20 protein-coding genes are annotated in these 18852 nt (G+C 69.7%); 11 read left to right on the forward strand and 9 right to left on the reverse strand.

Translation table 11 applies throughout. From position 1 onward, the window contains the following. Nucleotides 1–3: 3 nt before the first annotated feature. The 4 genes from AB0K11_RS07270 to AB0K11_RS07285 form a co-directional block, all read right to left on the reverse strand. Nucleotides 4–828: a carbohydrate ABC transporter permease gene (locus AB0K11_RS07270; protein WP_364976652.1), complete on the reverse strand. Its 825-nt coding sequence runs from the start codon at nucleotides 826–828 to the stop codon at nucleotides 4–6. A 13-nt stretch (nucleotides 829–841) separates the two neighbouring features. Beyond that, nucleotides 842–1756 (reverse strand): sugar ABC transporter permease, encoded by a 915-nt coding sequence (locus AB0K11_RS07275; protein WP_364974132.1) that lies wholly within the window; start codon nucleotides 1754–1756, stop codon nucleotides 842–844. Beyond that, entirely contained in the window at nucleotides 1753–3150 is a 1398-nt protein-coding gene (locus tag AB0K11_RS07280) for an ABC transporter substrate-binding protein (protein WP_364974135.1), read from the reverse strand. Before AB0K11_RS07280 ends, AB0K11_RS07275 begins: the two co-directional genes overlap by 4 nt. A gap of 243 nt (nucleotides 3151–3393) precedes the next feature. After that, nucleotides 3394–3921, reverse strand: coding sequence for a general stress protein (locus tag AB0K11_RS07285; protein WP_364974138.1), 528 nt, complete (start codon nucleotides 3919–3921; stop codon nucleotides 3394–3396). A 131-nt stretch (nucleotides 3922–4052) separates the two neighbouring features. Between AB0K11_RS07285 and AB0K11_RS07290 the strand changes: the two genes are divergently transcribed. After that, a complete protein-coding gene (locus AB0K11_RS07290) occupies nucleotides 4053–4829 on the forward strand; it encodes a DUF4190 domain-containing protein (RefSeq protein WP_364974141.1) in 777 nt (258 codons plus the stop codon). Beyond that, nucleotides 4826–5251 (forward strand): DUF4190 domain-containing protein, encoded by a 426-nt coding sequence (locus tag AB0K11_RS07295; protein WP_364974144.1) that lies wholly within the window; start codon nucleotides 4826–4828, stop codon nucleotides 5249–5251. The genes AB0K11_RS07290 and AB0K11_RS07295 overlap by 4 nt, the downstream gene beginning before the upstream one ends. Here the strand turns inward: AB0K11_RS07295 and AB0K11_RS07300 are convergent. Then, entirely contained in the window at nucleotides 5226–6227 is a 1002-nt protein-coding gene (locus AB0K11_RS07300; protein WP_364974147.1) for a CoA ester lyase, read from the reverse strand. The two genes, AB0K11_RS07295 and AB0K11_RS07300, sit on opposite strands and share 26 nt — an antisense overlap. A 25-nt stretch (nucleotides 6228–6252) precedes the next feature. Here AB0K11_RS07300 and AB0K11_RS07305 point away from each other — a divergent pair, with 25 nt between their 5' ends. From AB0K11_RS07305 to AB0K11_RS07325, 5 genes are all read left to right on the forward strand, one after another. Continuing rightward, a complete protein-coding gene (locus AB0K11_RS07305) occupies nucleotides 6253–7548 on the forward strand; it encodes a CBS domain-containing protein (protein ID WP_364974149.1) in 1296 nt (431 codons plus the stop codon). Beyond that, on the forward strand, nucleotides 7545–8090 hold the full coding sequence (locus tag AB0K11_RS07310) for a DUF1003 domain-containing protein (RefSeq protein WP_364974152.1): 546 nt from the start codon (nucleotides 7545–7547) through the stop codon (nucleotides 8088–8090). Before AB0K11_RS07305 ends, AB0K11_RS07310 begins: the two co-directional genes overlap by 4 nt. Before the next feature lie 89 nt (nucleotides 8091–8179). Next, nucleotides 8180–9538 carry a lytic murein transglycosylase gene (locus tag AB0K11_RS07315; RefSeq protein WP_364974154.1) on the forward strand — a complete coding sequence of 453 codons (1359 nt, stop codon included), beginning with the start codon at nucleotides 8180–8182 and terminating at the stop codon, nucleotides 9536–9538. Between the two features lie 48 nt (nucleotides 9539–9586). After that, entirely contained in the window at nucleotides 9587–10729 is a 1143-nt protein-coding gene (locus AB0K11_RS07320; protein ID WP_364974156.1) for an Mrp/NBP35 family ATP-binding protein, read from the forward strand. 70 nt (nucleotides 10730–10799) lie between these two features. Continuing rightward, entirely contained in the window at nucleotides 10800–11441 is a 642-nt protein-coding gene (locus AB0K11_RS07325) for a glycoside hydrolase (RefSeq protein WP_364974158.1), read from the forward strand. A 37-nt stretch (nucleotides 11442–11478) separates the two neighbouring features. Here AB0K11_RS07325 and tatB read toward each other — a convergent pair whose 3' ends face one another. The 4 genes from tatB to sigE all read right to left on the reverse strand — a co-directional run bounded on the left by tatB (nucleotide 11479) and on the right by sigE (nucleotide 14689). Continuing rightward, a complete protein-coding gene (gene tatB / locus AB0K11_RS07330; RefSeq protein WP_364974161.1) occupies nucleotides 11479–11886 on the reverse strand; it encodes a Sec-independent protein translocase protein TatB in 408 nt (135 codons plus the stop codon). Between the two features lie 2 nt (nucleotides 11887–11888). Then, a complete protein-coding gene (locus tag AB0K11_RS07335; RefSeq protein WP_364974164.1) occupies nucleotides 11889–13382 on the reverse strand; it encodes a trypsin-like peptidase domain-containing protein in 1494 nt (497 codons plus the stop codon). 67 nt (nucleotides 13383–13449) lie between these two features. Beyond that, complete coding sequence (rseA, locus tag AB0K11_RS07340) at nucleotides 13450–13848, reverse strand: anti-sigma E factor RseA (RefSeq protein WP_364974167.1); 399 nt, start codon at nucleotides 13846–13848, stop codon at nucleotides 13450–13452. A gap of 82 nt (nucleotides 13849–13930) precedes the next feature. Beyond that, nucleotides 13931–14689, reverse strand: coding sequence for an RNA polymerase sigma factor SigE (gene sigE / locus AB0K11_RS07345; protein ID WP_364976654.1), 759 nt, complete (start codon nucleotides 14687–14689; stop codon nucleotides 13931–13933). Nucleotides 14690–14866: 177 nt separating this feature from the next. Between sigE and AB0K11_RS07350 the strand changes: the two genes are divergently transcribed. The 4 genes from AB0K11_RS07350 to AB0K11_RS07365 all read left to right on the forward strand — a co-directional run bounded on the left by AB0K11_RS07350 (nucleotide 14867) and on the right by AB0K11_RS07365 (nucleotide 18852). Continuing rightward, the gene (locus tag AB0K11_RS07350) at nucleotides 14867–15529 is read left to right on the forward strand and encodes an O-methyltransferase (protein ID WP_364974169.1); all 663 of its coding nucleotides are present in this window, start codon (nucleotides 14867–14869) and stop codon (nucleotides 15527–15529) included. 76 nt (nucleotides 15530–15605) lie between these two features. Continuing rightward, nucleotides 15606–16262 carry a TetR family transcriptional regulator gene (locus tag AB0K11_RS07355; RefSeq protein ID WP_364974172.1) on the forward strand — a complete coding sequence of 219 codons (657 nt, stop codon included), beginning with the start codon at nucleotides 15606–15608 and terminating at the stop codon, nucleotides 16260–16262. Then, nucleotides 16262–17206 carry an ABC transporter ATP-binding protein gene (locus tag AB0K11_RS07360; RefSeq protein WP_364974175.1) on the forward strand — a complete coding sequence of 315 codons (945 nt, stop codon included), beginning with the start codon at nucleotides 16262–16264 and terminating at the stop codon, nucleotides 17204–17206. Before AB0K11_RS07355 ends, AB0K11_RS07360 begins: the two co-directional genes overlap by 1 nt. Then, nucleotides 17203–18852 (forward strand): ABC transporter permease, encoded by a 1650-nt coding sequence (locus AB0K11_RS07365; RefSeq protein ID WP_364974178.1) that lies wholly within the window; start codon nucleotides 17203–17205, stop codon nucleotides 18850–18852. The genes AB0K11_RS07360 and AB0K11_RS07365 overlap by 4 nt, the downstream gene beginning before the upstream one ends.

Here is an 18852-nt window from a genome sequence, read left to right on the forward strand (position 1 = left end):
CGACTACCCCTTCACCGCACCGGACGTCAGGCCAGCGACGATCCGTCGCTGGAAGATGAGAACAAAGATAATGATCGGGATGGTGATCACCATCGCCCCCGCCGCGATCGACCCGGTGGGCTCCTCGAACTGCGAGCTGCCGGTGAAGTTCGCGATCGCCACGGGCGCGGTGATGGCCCGCTGAGTGGCGGTCAGCGACAACGCGAGCAGCAGGTCGTTCCAGGCGAAGATGAACACCAGGATCGCGGCGGTGACGATGCCCGGCGCCGCCAGCGGCGCGATCACCTTGCGGAACGCCTGGGCAGGTGTGGCGCCGTCCATCTTCGCCGCCTTCTCCAGGTCCCAGGGGATCTCCCGGAAGAACGCCGACAGCGTGTAGATCGCCAGCGGCAGCGCGAAGGTGATGTAGGGGATGATCAGGCCGGGCCAGGTGTCGAACAAGCCGATGCGGCGCTCGATGTTGAACAGCGGGGTCACCAGCGAGATCTGCGGGAACATCGCGATCAGCAGCGCGACGCCGACGAGCAACTTCTTGCCCGGGAACACCAGCCGCGCAACCGCGTAGGCCGCCATGCCGCCGACGAGCACGGCGATCGCCGTGGTGATCAGGCCGATGCCGATCGAGTTGATCAGGGCCGAGGAGAAGGCGTCGCCGGAGAAGATGCCCTTGTAGTTCTCGAAGGTGATCTCGGACGGAATCAGCTTGCCGTCCTTGACCGTTGACGTCGGCTTCAGGGACAGGCTCAAGATCCACAACACCGGCACCAGGGCGTAGATCACCACGAGGACGTTCGCGACGGCCCACCCGGCGCCGCGTCCGGGACCAATCCGCTCGGCCACGTCAGCGCCTCTCCTCGTCGGATCCGGGCGCGGACGCCCCGAAGAGCTTGATGTAGATGAACGCGATCAGCGCCACGCACAGGAAGATCAGCACACTGATCGCCGAACCGAGCCCGATGTTGAAGGCCTTGAACAGGTTGTCGTAGCCGAGAATCGACACCGAACCGGTGTTGTTGGCGCCCTGGGTCAGTACGTAGATGTTGTCGAAGATCCGGAACGCGTCGAGCGTGCGGAACAGCAGGGCCACCAGGATCGCCGGTTTGATCAGCGGCAGAATGACTTTGATCAACCGCTTCCAGGCGCCCGCTCCGTCCATCTGCGCGGCGCTGAGCAGATCCTGGGGCACCAGCGCGAGCCCGGCGAGCAGCAGCAGCGCCATGAACGGGGTGGTCTTCCACACCTCGGCCAGCACGACGATCGCCAGCGACGGCAGTTGTTCGGTCAGCGGTGCGCTGCCCTCGGGCAACAGGTTCGCCAGATAGCCGGTGCCCGGCGTCCACGCGTAGTACCAGCTGTAGGACGCCGCGACGGTGACGATGCCGTACGGGACGAGGACAGCGGTGCGCACCACGCCCTTGCCGAAGATGGTGCGATGCATGACCAGGGCGAGCGCCATGCCGAGCGCGAACTCGATCGCGACCGACACCACGGTGATCGCCAGGGTCACCAGCAGTGCCGTCCACCAGTAGCCGTCGGTGAGGACCGTGACGTAGTTCGACAATCCGACGAACTCGGTGTCGTCGGGGGTGGCGAGGTTGTAGCGCTGCAGGCTCAGCCACACCGCGTACCCGATCGGGTAGGCGGTGACGGCGAGCATCAGGAGCACGGCCGGGGCGATCAGCAGGAACGCGAGCCGACGCTCCGATCTGGTGTCGTCGGTACCGGCTGTCGCCACGGAGTCCACTCCGGCCGTCACGGGATGAGTCCCTTCCCGTCGATCGCCTTCTGAACCTGTTCGGCGAGTTCGTCGGCGGTGCGTTCAGGATCGATCGCGGTGATCGGCGCGAGGGTGACCGAGATCCGGGTGGACACCGCTTGATACTGCGGGCTGGCTGGTCGGACCGCGGCGTCGGTGAGTTGTTGACGAATGATCTCGTACTGCGGGTAGCGGGCCTGGAAGGCCGGGTCGTCGTAGAGCGAGGCCCGGACCGCGGGCAGGCCGCCCTCGACCGACGTGTACCGCTGGTTCTCCGGGCTGCGTAGGCAGCGGACCACCTCGAACGCCTCCGCCTTGTGCCGGCTGGTCTTGGCAACGGCGAGGTTGAGCCCACCGAGGGTGACCTTCGCGGGTCGGCTCGGGTCGACTCTCGGGAAGGGCGCGAACCCGAACACCTCGCGGCTGGCGTCATAGGCGGTGCGGAACTGATCGTCGCTGGGCGAGAAGGTTCCCTCCTCGTTGATGGCGCCCGTCAGGTCCGGTCGCTTGTCCAGCGGGAGGAAACCAACGCCGCCCTTGACCGCGTTCTCCAGCATCGACGGCAGCACGAAGGGCCAGTTCACCTCCAGTGCGGCTTTGCCTTGCTCGAGCGCCAGGCGGGCGGTGCTCTCGTCGGTCTGGGTGATCGACGGATCGGCACCCGGTGCGGTGGCAACCGACTTGATGGTCTGCAACGCCTTGACGGTCGCAGCCCTGTGCTCCGGCGTGTCGGTGAGCGTGACCGTCTTGCCGTCGTCGGAAAGCACCTGTCCGCCCGCGCTTTCCAGGAGCGTGTTGAACCACACGACCAGACCTTCGTACTGCTTGCCCTGCACGGCAATCCAGCTCGGCTGACCGGCCGCCTTCAGCCGGCCCGCCTCCGCGACCATCGCGTCCCACGTCGGGGGTGGCTCGGGCATGAGATCGGCGCGATACCAGAGCACCTGGGTGTTCGTGGTGACCGGCGCCGCGTACAGCTCGTCGTCCCACGTCGCCGTCTCCAGGGGCCCGGGCAGCGTGTCGGTGGTGGCATCGGTTTTCGCCAGCCCGGCGGGGTCATCGGAGAGTGGGACGATCCAGCCGGCTTCGGCGAACTCGGGAGTCCACACCACGTCCATCGCCATCATGTCGAGCGTCTTGTCGTTACCGGTCAATCGGCGGGCGAGTTGCAACCGCTGCTCGTCGGCGCTCTTGGGCAAACTGATCTGCCGGATGGAGAAGCCGTTGTCCAGCTGCTCCTCGCACCGCTTGGCCAGCGCGGAGAACGTCGCGAGTTCGTTAGCCGAGGTGTACAGATTGATGACGTTGCCGCCGCCATCCGATCCGCACGCCGACACCACCGACGCCGTCGACAACACGGCGACTGCTGCAGCACATAGCCGCCGAGCGCGCACCACCGGTCTCCCGTCCACATCCGATGTCACCGCCGAGGCGGCTCCGCTGCGGGAACCTCCCGCGCGCAAACCGTAGAGCGATTCGCGCGTGATGTGCAACACTTTCGGCGCGTGCCGGGATATCGACGGGCAATCGTGACCTGCGGACGCCTCCGCGCCCGGCCGTTTCCTGGGCGGGCCCACGGGTCCCCCGGGGGCGGGCCACGGGTCCCCCGGGGGCGGGCCACGGGTCCCCCGGGGACGTCAGATGGTCAAGCGGGCCAACAAATCCCGGCCCCGCTCGGCGCCCTGCGGATCGCACAGCACGTCGTAGCGTCCGGCGACGAGCTGCATGGTCGAGCTGAAATCTCTTGTGCCGCGCGCCATCGCGTAGGGAATGGCCGAGGTGATCAGCCCGAAGAACACGCCGGCGATCAGGCCGGTCAGCAGCGCTCCCCAGGGGCTGGGGCTGAAGAAGCCCAGGATCAGACCGATGAACAGGCCGAGCCAGGCACCGGAGAGCACCCCGCCGCCGAGCACCTTGGGCCAGCTGAGTCGGCCGGTGACCCGCTCCACCTGCATCAGGTCGACCCCGACGATGGTCACCTGCTGCACCGGGAACTCCTGGTCGGACAGGTAGTCCACGGCGCGCTGCGCCTCGGCGTAGGTGGGGTACGAGCCGATCGGCCACCCCTTCGGCGGGGTGGGCAGCGCGGCCGGCCCGCCGCGCACCGGCGATGGGTTGGCGGGCGTCGCGCCGGGCGTCTGGCCGGCGGAAAAGGGGCTCGTCATCGGTGGTCATTCTCCTCTATGAAGGCCTCCGTCGCAGCCTTCTCACACCTGTTCAACGCCCCTGCGGCCGACTTGGTGCCCGCCGCGCACATGATCACGGGCGATGGGCGTGTTGCGCTAGGTTGAAACCCATGACCAATCCGGACGGGAACGCAGGCGAGACGTCATCATCCGAGTCCTCCTCCGGGTCCGCCGAGCCGGCCTCGGGCGGCTACGAGGCGCCCGGGACCAGCGGGTACGAGGCGCCGCCGATCGAGCAGTCCGCCCAGGCCGACGTGGCTCCCTCGTCGGCCGGGCCCACCGATCTGCCGCCCGCGTACGCCGCTCCCCCGAGCTATCCGCCGCCGGGCTTCTCGCCGCCGGACTACTCGCCGCCGCCGGCCTACCCGGGTTCTTCCTACCCGCCGCCGTCCTACCCGGATCCGTCGTACCAGGGTCAGGGCGGCGGCTACCCGCCCCCGCAGTACGGCGCCGGCGGCTACACCGCGCCCGGTGGCGGCTACGGCACCCCGGGCAACTATCCGCCGCCTGCGGGCTATCCGCCGCCCGCCGGCTACCCGCCGCCCTCGGGGTACCCGTCGCAGCAGGGCTACCCGGCGCAGCCCGGATATCCGCCACCGGCCGGCTTCGGCTCGCCCGCCGGCTACCCCCCGCCCGACTACTACGGCGCCTATGGCACGCCGGGCAAGACGAACGGTCTGGCGATCGGCTCACTGGTGGCATCGGCCGTCGGGTTGCTGTGCTTCATCGGTTCGATCATCGGCATCGTGCTCGGCATCGTCGCGCTGAACCAGATCAAGCAGAACCAGGAGGGCGGTAAGGGCCTCGCCATCGCGGGCATCGCGGTCGGCGGAGTCACGCTGTTCCTGAGTCTGATCGTCTGGGGCGCGATGATGAGTTCGGCGTGACCGGCGACCCGGAACCGCACTCGCGCGGCGTCGAGTACCCGTCGCTGGAGAACTCGCCGCGTCCACCCGAAGCGCCATGGCCCGGCCAGTGGGCCGCGACTCCGAATCATCTGTCGGGCTACCCCGGTCATGCCGGGTATGCGCCGCCGCCCGGTGGGTACGGCCGTCCGCCGGGCACCAACACCAATGCGATCATCGCGCTGGTCGCCTCGGCGGTGGGCCTCGTGCTGTGCGGCGCACCGGCGATCGTCGGGGTGGTCCTCGGCGTCATCGCGATGCGCGACACCCGCCGCACCGGCCAGGAGGGTCACGGGCTGGCACTGACGGCGGTGATCCTCGGCGCCGTGGTGCTGGCGTTCTACGCGATCTACCTGATCGTCATCGCGGGCCTGGTGTTCATGAGCCCGCAGTGGGCGCCGTAGCGCTTCCTGCCTGAGCGGGCGGCTCGAACCGCTCGCCGGTGCGGCTCATCCCGGCGGCACGGCCCTTGGCGGCGATCACCAGCGCCATCTTCCGGCTCGCCTCGTCGAGCATCTCCTCGCCGAGCATCACCGCGCCGCGCGCACCGCCCGCGCGCGACGTGTGCCACTCGTAGGCCTCGAGGATCAGCTCGGCGTGGTCGTAGTCGTCCTGCCGCGGGCTGAAGATCTCGTTGCCCGCCGCGATCTGCTCGGGGTGCAGCACCCACTTGCCGTCGTAGCCCAGCGCTGCCGACCGGCCGGCGACCCGGCGGAACGCGTCGACGTCGCGCACCTTGAGGAACGGTCCGTCGATCGCCGCCACCCCGTGTGTGCGCGCGGCGATCAGGATGCGCATCAGCACATGGTGATACGCGTCGCCCACGTCGTAACCCTCGGGCTGTTCACCGACCACCAGCGTGCGCATGTTGAGACTGGCCATCATGTCGGCCGGGCCGAGTACCAGCGCCTGCACCCGCGGGCCGGCGGCGATCGCGTCGATGTTGGTCAGTCCCTGGGCATTCTCGATCTGCGGCTCGATGCCGATTCCGCCGATCTCGAGGCCGTGCATCGTCTCCAGCTGCGTCAGCAGCAGATCGAGCGCCTGAACGTGCGACACGTCGGTGACCTTGGGCAGCACGATGAGATCCAGCGTCCCGCCGGCTTCGGCGACGGAGGTGACCACCTCGATCACGTCGGCGTGGGTCCACGGCGTGGTCCAGTCGTTGACCCGGACACCGCGCAGCTGACCCGACCACTCCGGGCCGGCCAGGGCGGCCGCCACCTGCCGCCGGGCGTCGGCCTTGGCGTCGGCGGCCACCGCGTCCTCGAGGTCGAGGAACACCTCGTCGGCGGGCAGGCCCTTGGCTTTCTCGATCATCTTGGCGCTGCTACCGGGAACGGACAGGCAGGTTCGGCGGGGTCGATATGCGTTGTGCACGGGTCCACTCTTTACCCTTTGAGGCATGGCGTCGGTGAACAGGGTCTATGCGGCACGGCTGGCGGGCATGGCCGTGCTCGGTCCCGACGGCGAATCGATCGGCCGGGTGCGCGACGTCGTGATCAGCATCAGCATCGTCAGGCATCAGCCTCGCGTTCTGGGTTTCGTGGTCGAACTGCTCACCCGCAGAAGGATTTTCGTGCCGATCCTGCGGGTGACGGCGATCGAGCCGAGCGCGGCGACGCTCAACACCGCGAACGTGTCGCTGCGCAAGTTCTCGCAGCGGCCCGGTGAGGTGCTGGTGCTCGGGCAGGTGCTCGAGACCCGGGTCAGAGTCGACGATCCCGATCTGCCGCAGCTCGCCGGAATCGACGTCGTGGTGGTCGATCTCGGCATCGAGCAGACCAGGACGAGGGACTGGAAGGTCACCCGCGTCGCGGTGCGCCCGCAGCGAAGACTCGGCAGGCGCAGCAATATCCACATCGTCGACTGGCAGAACGTGCACGGCTTGACGCCGTCCGGATTGGCCATGCCCGACCAGGGAGTGGCCTCGCTGCTCGAGCAGTTCGAGGGCCAGCGGCCCATCGAGGTTGCCGATGCGATCCGCGAGCTGCCCGCCAAGCGGCGCTACGAACTCGTCGCCGCCCTCGACGACGAACGCCTCGCCGACGTGTTGCAGGAGTTGCCCGAGGACGACCAGGCCGACGTGCTGAATCATCTGAAGACCGACCGCGCCGCCGACGTGCTCGAGGCGATGGACCCCGACGACGCCGCCGACCTGCTGGGCACCATGACGCCGGCCGACGCCGAGGCGCTGCTGCGGCGGATGGATCCCGAGGATTCGGAGGACGTCCGACGCCTGCTCAGCCATTCACCCGACACGGCGGGCGGTCTGATGACCTCCGAACCGGTGGTGCTGGCCCCCGACAACACCGTCGCCGAGGCACTCGCGCGGGTGCGCGACCCCGACCTGACGCCGGCGGTGGCGTCGCTGGCGTTCGTCGCCCGGCCACCCACCGCCACCCCGACCGGCCAGTACCTCGGCTGCGTGCACCTGCAGCGGCTGCTGCGGGAGCCGCCGGCCGCGCTCGTCAGCGGCATCCTCGACTCCGACCTGCCGAGCCTGGCGCCCGAGGACTCCCTGGCCGCCGTCACCCGCTACTTCGCCGCCTACAACCTGGTCTGCGGTCCGGTGGTCGACGAGGAGAACCATCTGGTCGGCGCGGTGTCGGTCGACGACGTGCTCGACCACCTGCTGCCCGACGACTGGCGCGAGCGTGCCGACGAACCGGAGCTCTCCGGCACCGAGGGATCGGCATGAGCGACTCGTCGGCGCGCAGCCGGCTCGACACCCCGCGGTCGTCGCGGCGGCGCTTCTCCGTCAACTTCGACCGCGAGGTCGTCGGGCAGTACGGCGAGAAGCTCGCGCGCTTCCTCGGCACCGGCCGATACCTGGCGGTGCAGACGATGATCGTGATCGTCTGGATCGCGCTGAACCTGTTCGCGGTCGGCCTGCGGTGGGACCCCTACCCGTTCATCCTGCTGAACCTGGCGTTCTCCACCCAGGCGGCCTACGCCGCGCCGCTGATCCTGCTGGCCCAGAACCGGCAGGAGAACCGCGACCGGGTGTCGCTCGAAGAGGACCGGCGCCGCGCCACCCAGACCAAGGCGGACACCGAGTACCTGGCCCGTGAGCTGGCGGCGTTGCGACTGGCCGTCGGCGAAGTGGTCACCCGCGACTACATGAGGCGCGAGCTCGAGGAGATCCGCGAAATGATCGCCGCGCTCGAACCGGCCGGGGATGCAGCGACAAGGGACGCGAGGCCCGACGGGAGCGAACGGCGGGGCAAGCGGTCCAGTTAACGCATCAGTGGACCAATGCGATAACACGCGTAACAAGAGATGGGTATGGTGACTTGGTTCACACGTCACCGCGGACCGAGGACGGTTGAGTGCGCATAGGGGGAGGGGCGGCCGTCGCGGCCGCACGACGTCACGCAGGGCGGGCCTTGGGCTCGCCCGCGTTCGGTATCGCCGTGCTGATACCCGTCATTCTCGTCGGCGCCGTCGGCGCCTCCGCACCCGATGCGAGCATCACCACGCGGGACTCGGCGGTGACTCCGCTGGCCGCCGTCGAGCCTTCTCCCCGGGACCGGTTGGGCCCCAACGTGATCGCGGTCAAGATGGCGCCGAGGGATTACCGGATCGCCGCCTCGTCGGCGTCCGCCCCGCCGCCGGCCGCGGTCGTCAACGCGCCGGGCAGCCTCGGCATCCCGGCCATGGCCCTGAGCGCGTACCGCAATGCCGAACGGATGATGGCGAAGTCGTACCCCGGGTGCGGTGTGAGTTGGAACCTGCTGGCGGGAATCGGACGCATCGAGTCCATGCACGCCAACGGCGGCGCCACCGACGCCCGCGGCACCGCACGGCAGCCGATCCTGGGTCCGGCACTGGACGGCACCCTTGCGGGCAACGAGGTCATCGTCCAGAGCCGCACGGCCGACCGGGTGACGTACGCCAGGGCGCAGGGTCCGATGCAGTTCCTGCCCGGCACGTGGGCCCGCTACAAGTCCGACGGCGACGGCGACGGCAAGGCCGAGGTGCAGAACCTGTTCGACGCGACGCTGGGCGCCGCACGCTACCTCTGCAGCGGCGGGCTCAACCTGCGCGACCAGTCCCAGGTGATGACGGCGATCCTGCGCTACAACAACTCCGTCGCCTATGCCCGCAACGTACTGAGCTGGGCCGCCGGGTACGCGACCGGCGTCATGCCGGTGAACCTGCCGCCGATCACCGGGAGCGCGCCGGTACTCGGCCCGCTGGATGCCGGTCACCTCGCCGCCTACCAGGGGCTGGGCCCGGGGATGCCGCGCGACGCGTCAGGCCTGCCCGCCGACGACCCGCTCGCTCTGATGCCGCTCATGGGCCGCGCCGGCGCCCCTCCCGGAGACGTCCCCGGCTTCGCGCCCGGCCAGTCACTCGGCCCGCTGCCCGGACCGGCACCGGCACCCGTCGCTTCCGCACCCCCTGCGCCGGTTCCGCCGCCGTGGACACCGCCGTGGATGCAGCCACCGCCGGCACCGCGTTGCGTGGTGTTCTGCCTCGACGGGAACGCCACTCCCGCATCGGCTCCCGCTCCCGGTCCCGGCGCCCCGGCATCGGGTCCGGCGCCCGGCCCCGGTGTTCCGGCATCGGCTCCCGCGCCCGGCCCCGTCGCTCCCCCGGTTGCGGCCCCCGGACCGGCGGCCGGCGCGGCAGCTCCGCCGGCGCCCGGCCCGGCACCGGGTCCGGCGCCCGGCCCTCCCGCCTGACCGGCCGCGGTCACGACGGACCGCAGCAGCGGCCTACACTCGCGGGTGATGTCTTCTTCTTCCTCTGAGCTCGAGAGTGCGGTGCGCGCCGCGCTGACCAAGGTCGTCGACCCCGAGTTGCGGCGGCCGATCACCGAGGTCGGCATGGTCAAGAACGTGACGATCGAGGCCGACTCGAGCGTCCACGTCGAGATCTACCTGACCACCTCCGCGTGTCCGAAGAAGACCGAGATCTCCGAACGCGTGCAGCAGGCGGTCGCCGACGTGCCCGGCACCGGCGCCGTCAAGGTCAGCCTCGACGTGATGAACGACGAGCAGCGGGCCGAACTGCGCGTACTGCTGCGCGGCGACTCCCGCGAACCGGTGATCCCGTTCGCCCAACCCAATTCGCTGACCCGCGTGTACGCGGTGGCCTCCGGCAAAGGCGGAGTCGGTAAGTCCAGCGTCACGGTGAACCTGGCCGCCGCTATGGCCGCGCGCGGACTCGCCGTCGGCGTGCTCGATGCCGACATCTACGGCCATTCGGTGCCCAGGATGATGGGCACGACCGACCGGCCCACCCAGGTCGACTCGATGATCCTGCCGCCGATCGCCCACGAGGTGAAGGTCATCTCGATCTCGATGTTCACCCAGGGCAACACCCCGGTCGTGTGGCGCGGGCCGATGCTGCACCGCGCGTTGCAGCAGTTCCTCGCCGACGTGTACTGGGGCGATCTCGACGTGCTGCTGCTCGACCTGCCGCCCGGCACCGGCGACATCGCGATCTCGGTGGCACAGCTGATCCCGGGCGCGGAGATCCTGGTGGTGACGACGCCGCAGGCGGCCGCCGCCGAGGTAGCCGAGCGGGCCGGCGCGATCGCCCTGCAGACCCGTCAGCGAATCGTCGGCGTGGTGGAGAACATGTCGGGACTGCTGCTGCCCGACGGGTCGACCCTGCAGCTGTTCGGCGAGGGCGGTGGCCGCCAGGTGGCCGAGAGTCTGTCCCGTTCCGTGGGCGCCGACGTGCCGCTGCTCGGTCAGGTGCCGATCGACAAGGCGCTCGTCGACGCGGGCGACTCGGGCGTTCCGCTGGTGCTCAGCGCCCCGGATTCGCCGGCGGGCAAGGAGCTTCGCGGCGTCGCCGACGCTCTGTCGGCACGCAAGCGCGGGCTGGCAGGCATGTCGCTCGGCCTCGATCCCGCCGGCCGCTGAGGGTCGATTTTCTTACCATCAACACCAACAGCCCCACACCACGCGACCCGCGACACTAGAGTGCTGACTCGTGACTAGCGCACCTTCCGCCAACGGCCGCGGCCGGTTGCTGGCGCTGGTGGGTTCCGTTGTCATCTCGGCAGCGCTGCTCTACGTGCAGGCCGCCAAGCCGCCGACCGCCGAGTCACCCCCAGAGACGGCCAACCAGCAGGCCATCGTGCCCCCCGGGCCGCCGCCTGCCGGCAATCCCGCGCCGGTCGCCGAGTTGCTGGCGGCACAGGCGCCGGTCGCCACCACCCCCACCTTGTTCGAGCTGCCGCGCGGCATCGCCCCGGAATCCGGTCTGCAGGTGAACACCATCCGCGCCGCGCGTGCCATCAGTGCGCTGTTCCCGGAGATCAAGACCATCGGCGGATACCGGCAGGACGCGCTGAAATGGCACCCCAACGGTCTGGCGATCGACGTGATGATCCCGAACCACGGCAGCGAGGAAGGCATCGCGCTCGGCAACCAGATCGCCGGCTATGCCCTCGCGAACGCCAAGCGCTGGGGCGTCATCCACGTCATCTGGCGGCAGGGCTTCTATCCGGGCGTCGGTGCCCCCAGCTGGACCGCGGACTACGGCAACGAGACGCTCAACCACTTCGACCACGTCCACATCGCCACCAACGGCGGCGGCTACCCGAGCGGGGACGAGAAGTACTTCGTCTGATGCCGCGGCTGTGCCGGCCCGGATCGACGGGCGCTGATCAGGTGGCGTCGGTGTCGAACCGCGTTGTCGCCGGCGTACTCGGGCTCGGCGGCTCGGCCGCGGCCTGCGGCGGGACCGGCGGAGTCGGTGCGCTCACCGGTTTCTCGGTCGGCTTGTCGAACGCGGTGAAGATCGAGTCGTCGCCGTCGAGCAGGTGTTTGGTCAGCGCGGCCCGCGGCGTCATCCCGCGCAGCTTCTGCAGCTCGCTGAGCGGCTCGCGCAGGTCGTCGAACTCCGGTCCGAGATCCTGGCGCAACTGGGTGGTGGCGCCGCTGACGTAGTCGCGGGCCTGGCGCAGTGCCCCCGACGTCCACCGGATGGCGCCGGGCAGCCGCTCCGGGCCGAGGATCACCAGACCCGCGATCACCAGGAGCAGCATCTCGCCCCAGCCGATGTTGGCGAACATGGTCAGACGGTGTTGTCGGGCGTCGGGGTCACCGTCAGCGTCACCGGACGGCCTTCGCGCATCACCTCGATCGGCGCGGGCTCGCCGATCTTGAGCTGCCGCACCGCGACGACGAACTCGTCGGCGTCGGCCACTTCCCGCGACCCGACCTTGACGACGACGTCGTTCTCCAGGATGCCGGCCTGCTCCGCGGCACTGCCGGCCTTCACGTTGGCGACCTGGGCGCCGGACGCGACGTCGTTGCTGACCGACCGCGCGGTGAGGCCGAGTGTCGGATGGGAGATCCGGCCGTCCTTGATCAACGCGTCCATCACCATCTTGACCTCGTTGACCGGGATCGCGAAGCCGAGGCCGCTGGCGCTGTCGGAGAGTGACTTGCCCGCGGTGTTGATGCCGATGACGTTGGCGTTCATGTCGATCAGCGGTCCGCCGGAGTTGCCGTGGTTGATCGACGCGTCGGTCTGGACACCGTCGATCACGGTGTCGGTGTCTGAGCCGTCACCCGACAGCGGCACCGGCCGGTGCAGCGCGCTGATGATGCCCTGGGTGACCGTGCTACGCAGGCCGAGTGGCGCGCCCGCGGCGATCACCTCTTCGCCCACCCGCAGCTTGTCGGAGTCCCCGAGCTTCGCGACGCTCAGGTCGTCGACGTTGTCGACCTTCAGCACGGCGAGGTCGGTCTTGGGGTCGCGGCCCACCAGGTTGGCCGGAACCTCCTTGCCGTCGTTGAACACGACCTTGATCTTCGAATCGGCCGGTTTGGTGGCCGCCTCGGAGATGACGTGATTGTTGGTCACGACGTAGCCGCGGGGGTCGACCACCACCCCGGAACCCTGGGAGCCCTCCTTGCCGACGGTCGCCTCGATGGTGACCACCGCGTCGGCGACCTCGGCGGCCACCTTCATGAACCGGCCCTCGGGCGGGTCGTCGGCGTCGGCGGTGTCGAGCGTCGCCTCGGAGGTGGTGAATGCCGACACCGGATCGGCCGTCAGGTAGCCGATCCAACCGCCGAGCACGCCGACGACGAGGGCGATCACGCCCACGATCGCGAGTGCCACGAACGACACCCGCCGACCGAAGACCACGTCGCGGACGCCGAGCCGGCCGACAGGGGCGGCAGCGTGCGTCGCCGTGGACTGCGGCATGGCGGGAGTGCCCAACGACGCAGCGGATGCGGGATTGCGCCAGGGGTCGTCGGTCTCGTCGGCGAGTCCGGCGTCGCGTTCGGCATCCAGTGCGCCGGCATCCGCAGGGTGGCGCTGCAGGGAATCGCCGCCTGCCCGCGGCCGCCCGAACGCCTCGGCCAGCACGGGGTCGGCGGCCTTGTCCCTCGGCGTGTACTCGCCGCGGTCGCGGAATTCGGCCTCGGCGACGAAGGAGCCGCGGAACCCGTCGGGGCGGCCGAACGCGCGCTGGGCGGCGGGGTCGACTGCGGGGCGGTCGACAGGGCGCGGGTCCAGACGCTGGCTGTCGCCGGACGGGTCCTGATTGCTCACGCGTCATTCACCTTCTGCTGGGAGCGCCCGCCGTCGCCGGCGCAGGTCGAGCTGACTCGCATCTAGCCTACCGGCGCTTGCGACGGGCCCGGGTCGGGTCATCAGCAAACTGCGGCTGTGCCGGCTCTTCGGCCGGCTGAGGCGGGGTGCAGTGCGGGATCTGCGACAACATCCCGAGCAGTGAGGTCGGCACGGCGATCGGACGCGAATCCCGCAACGCCGAGCGGGCCTGGCCCTGCGCCTCCACCTCGGCCGCGCACTGTGCGCACAGCGAGAGATGCGACGCGGCGCGCAGGTGGGCGTTCATGCCGAGTTCGCCGTCGACGAACGCCGCCACCGCCTCGATCGAGAGGTGCTCGGTGGAGCCGAACTGCCGCGGCGCTCCGACCGGCGCGTCGTTCTGCGACGCGAAGGGGGTGGGTAACCAGGAGAAAGCGCGACGGAACACATGTCCCGGGTCGACCATCACCCAGCTCCTCTCCACTCATTCGGCGCGCGGTGCTCACTTCGAATGTAGCGCGAGACGTCCCGCCGGACACCTGTGACGGTCAGGCGGATCTGGCCGTTTCCGACGAGTGGCGGGCCAAGTGGTCACGCAGCGCCTGCCTGCCGCGGTGGATGCGGCTGCGCACGGTGCCCAGCTTCACTCCGAGCGTGGCGCCGATCTCCTCGTACGACAGACCCTCGATGTCACACAGCACGACCGCGGCGCGGAACTCCGGCGGCAGCGAGTCGAGGGCGGCCTGCAGGTCGGGGCCGAGACGCGAGTCGTGGTAGATCTGCTCTGGGTTGGGGTCGTCGGCCGGGACGCGGTCATAGTCCTCGGGCAGCGCCTCCATGCGGATGCGGCCGCGCCGCCGGACCATGTCCAGGAACAGGTTGGTGGTGATGCGGTGCAGCCAGCCCTCGAAGGTGCCGGGCTGGTAGTTCTGCACCGACCGGAACACGCGGATGAACGTCTCCTGCGTGAGGTCCTCTGCGTCGTGCTGGTTGCCCGACAGGCGGTAGGCCAACCGATACACCCGATCTGCATGCTGACGGACGAGCTCGTCCCAGGACGGCATCGACGACTTGTCGCCGGTGGCGTCGAAGACCGCGGTGCCGGTCAGCTCGTCGGTCGTCTCCACCCAGTCCGAGTCGGCGTACTGCTCGAGGTGCGCCATCGTGACGGGAGCCGGTTGTGCAGCGGTGGTGGTCGTCAGATCCTCCAGGTCAGGGCCGTCGTCAGACGACGACTGCTCGATGTTCGCGGCAACGCGACCGTCCAGGTCGTTATTCCCGAAGCGCCAGCGTCCGCCGTTCTCCATGCCGATACCGTTCCTCATCGCAGTGTGCAGCGCGTATGAGCACACTGAAGTTTCCCTGAGAAACGTGTCTACCCCTAGTCCAACCAGGGAAAACCCGGCATTTACGACGCAAATCACACGTTGCCGCGCGGGCGTGTCGACGCTTTCGCCGCGGGACGCGCGATCTACGCTGCGGGCATGGCCAGCACCGACGACCCGACCGCGCAGCCGTCCAGCCGGGCCGCGGCGATCGTCAACCATGCCGAGCAGTCCATCTCGGAGGACTCCATCGTCGCTGCCGCCCGTGAGCGCGCGGTCGACATCGGCGCCGGCGCGGTCACGCCTGCGGTGGGCGCGCTGCTCAGCGTGCTCGCCCGCCTGACGGGCGCGCGAGCGGTCGTCGAGGTCGGCACCGGCGCCGGGGTGAGCGGCCTGTGGCTGCTGTCGGGCATGCGCGAGGACGGCGTGCTCACCACCATCGACGTCGAGCCCGAGCACCAGCGGATCGCCAAGCAGGCATTCGGCGAAGCCGGAATCGGGCCGGGCCGCAGCCGGCTGATCAGCGGCCGCGCCCAGGATGTGCTGACCCGCCTCGCCGACGAGTCCTACGACCTGGTGTTCATCGACGCCGACCCGATCGACCAGCCGCAGTTCGTCGTCGAAGGCGTCCGGCTGCTGCGCTCCGGCGGCGCGATCGTGGTGCACCGGGCCGCACTCGGCGGCCGTGCCGGCGATGCGTCGGCGCACGACGCCGAGGTCAGCGCAGTGCGTGAGGCGGCCCGGCTGATCGCCGAGGACGAACGGTTCACCCCCGTTCTGGTGCCGCTGGGTGACGGCCTGTTGGCCGCCGCCCGCGACTGACACCTCCGCACACCCCTGATCTCTGCGAGCAGTCAGCTCTTGACCGCGGGCTGAACGCGCGTTTAGTCTACTGAACATGCGTTCAGCACCGGAGGACAGGACGGCCATCGCGCGCATCCGCGACGCGGCGATCGACCAGTTCGGCCAGAACGGCTTCACGGTGGGACTGCGCGCGATCGCCGACGCCGCGGGGGTGAGCGCCGCGCTGGTGATCCACCACTTCGGCTCCAAGGACGGGTTGCGCAAAGTCTGCGACGAGTACATCGCCGAACAGATCCGCAGCACCAAGTCCGCATCGATCCAGAGCAACGACCCCTCGACGTGGTTCGCCCAGATGGCCGAGATCGAGTCCTACGCGCCGATGATGGCCTACCTGGTGCGCAGCATGCAGTCCGGCGGTGAGCTGGCGAAAGCGTTCTGGCACAACATGATCGACAATGTCGAGCAGTACATGGAGGAAGGTGTGCGCGCCGGCACGATCAAGCCCAGCCGGGATCCCAAGGCGCGGGCCAAATATCTTGCGATGACCAACGGCGGCAGCTTCCTGCTGTACCTGCAGATGCACTCCGACCCGACCGATCTGCGCGCCGTGCTGCGCGATTACGCCCAGGACATGGTCATCCCCGCGCTCGAGGTGTACTCCCACGGCCTGATGGCCGACTCGACGATGTACGACGCTTTCGTCGCCCAACAGGCGACGGGTGAGCCCATCCCCACGTCGAAGGAGAAGTGATGGCCACGACACCCGGCACCCAACCCATCGAGATCCACGGCCTGGTCAAGAGATTCGGCGCAGCGCACGCGCTCGACGGACTCGAGTTGTCCGTCGCCGAAGGCGAGGTGCACGGCTTCCTCGGCCCCAACGGCGCGGGCAAGTCGACGACCATCCGCATCCTGCTCGGCCTGGTGCGCGCCGACGGCGGCACCGTGCGACTGCTCGGTGGCGACCCGTGGACCCACGCGGTCGACCTGCACCGGCAGATCGCCTACGTGCCCGGCGACGTGACGCTGTGGCCGTCGCTGACGGGCGGCGAGACCATCGACCTGCTGGCCCGGATGCGCGGCGGTCTCGACGAGACGCGCCGCCGGGAGCTCGTCGAGCGGTTCGACCTCGACCCGTCGAAAAAGGCCAGAACGTACTCGAAGGGCAACCGGCAGAAGGTCTCGCTCATCTCCGCGTTCTCCTCACGCGCCCGCCTGCTGCTCCTCGACGAGCCGAGCACAGGACTCGATCCGTTGATGGAGAACGTCTTCCAGCAGTGCGTCGCCGAGGCGCGCGACCGTGGCGCCACAGTGCTGCTGTCGAGCCACATCCTCGCCGAGACCGAGGCGCTCTGTGAGCGGGTGACCATCATCCGCGCGGGCCGCACTGTCGAATCCGGCACGCTGGAGTCGATGCGGCACCTCTCCAGGACGTCGATCAAGGCCGAGATGGTCGGCGACGCAGGTCAGCTCGAGCGCCTCCTGGGCATGGACGGCGTGGCCGACGTCTCGGTCGACGGGCACACGCTGCGCGCGCAGGTCGACGCCGAACGGCTCGGTGAGGTGATCAAGGCGATCGGCGACGCAGGGGTGCGCAGCCTGGTCAGCCAGCCGCCGACGCTGGAGGACCTGTTCCTGCGGCACTACGACACCAGCGACACCTCCGACGACGAGCCCGAGAAGGTGACGGCGTGAGCACCACCCTGGACCGCCCGCACCACCAGCCCGCCCATCAGGCCCCGCCACGGGGCTCCCATTTCTCGGGAACCGCTGGGCTGCTTCGTCTCTACCTCCGTCGCGACCGCATCGTGGTGCCGCTGTGGGTGCTGCTGCTGTCGGTCCCGCTGGCCACCGTGTACGTCGGCAGCACCGAGGCCGTCTACCCGACGCAGGCCGACCGCGCGTCGCTGGCCGCGACCATCATGGCCAGCCCGGCCCAACGGGCGCTCTACGGCCAGGTCTACAACGACAGCCTCGGTGCCGTCGGCATCTGGAAGGCCGGCATGTTCCACGTGCTCATCGCCGTGGCGGTGATCCTGACCGTCATCCGGCACACCCGCGCCGACGAGGAGACCGGCCGCACCGAACTCCTCGACTCGACCGCTGTCGGACGGTACGCGAGCCTCACCGCGGCGCTGCTGCTGTCGGCCGGTGCGTCGGTGCTCACCGGGGTCATCGGCTTCGCGGGCCTGGCCACCCTCGACATCCCCGTCACCGGCTCACTCGCCTTCGCACTGGCGCTGGCGTGTTCGGGCCTGGTCTTCACCGCCGTCGCGGCCGTGGCGGCCCAGCTCTCGCCGAGCGCCCGCTTCGCCCGTGGCGCCGCATTCGGTGTGCTGGGTGCGGCGTTCACCCTGCGCGCCGTCGGCGACGCCGGACCTCGCGCGGAATTCCTCACGTGGCTGTCTCCGCTGGGCTGGTCGCTGCAGGTGCGCCCGTTCGCAGGCGACCGGTTCGCGGTGCTGGCGCTGCACGTGCTGCTCACCGCGATCCTGGCGGTCGTCGCCTACCGGCTGCTGTCCGGTCGCGACGTCGGCGCCGGACTGATCGCCGAGCGGCCCGGCGCACCTCGCGCGGGTGGCGGCCTGCGCGGCGCGACGTCGCTGGCATGGCGCCTCAACCGCGGGTCGATGCTGGTCTGGACGGTCGGCCTCTGTCTGTACGGACTGCTGATCGGCAGCATCGTCAACGGCATCGGCGAGGAGATCGGCAACAGCGAGATCTCCCGTGACATCGTGAGCCGTCTCGGCGGCAGCGACGTCATGGAACAGGCGTTCATCGCGGTGGCATTCAACATGCTCGGCATGGTGACCGCGGCGTTCGCGATCTCGCTGACCCTGCGGCTGCACCAGGAGGAGAGCAGCGCGCGGGCGGAGACTATGCTCGCCGGCGCCGTTGCCCGAACCCGTTGGCTGGCAAGTCATCTCGTGTTCCCCATCGTGGGATCGGCAGTCGCACTGCTGCTGTCGGGCGCGGTCACCGGCCTGGCCTACGGCGCGAGTGCGGGAGACGTCTCCGGCACGCTGCCCACGGTGCTGGGCACCGCCGCGGTGCAGCTGCCCGCCGTGTGGCTGCTGGCGGCGGTGACCATGGCGATCTTCGGGATCGCGCCGCGGTTCACGCCGGTCGCGTGGGGTGTCCTGGTCGTCTTCATCGCGGTGTTCCTGCTGGGATCGCTGGGCAATTCACCGCAGTGGCTGATCGATCTCGAACCGTTCGTGCACATCCCGCATGTCGGCACCGGTGGGTTCACCGCGACGCCGCTACTGTGGTTGCTGACGATCGACGCCGCATTGATCGCTGCGGGCGTCCTCGCCTTCCGCCGCCGCGACGTGCGCTGA

It is taken from the genome of Mycobacterium sp. NPDC050551 (assembly GCF_040674075.1).
GTDB lineage: Bacteria > Actinomycetota > Actinomycetes > Mycobacteriales > Mycobacteriaceae > Mycobacterium.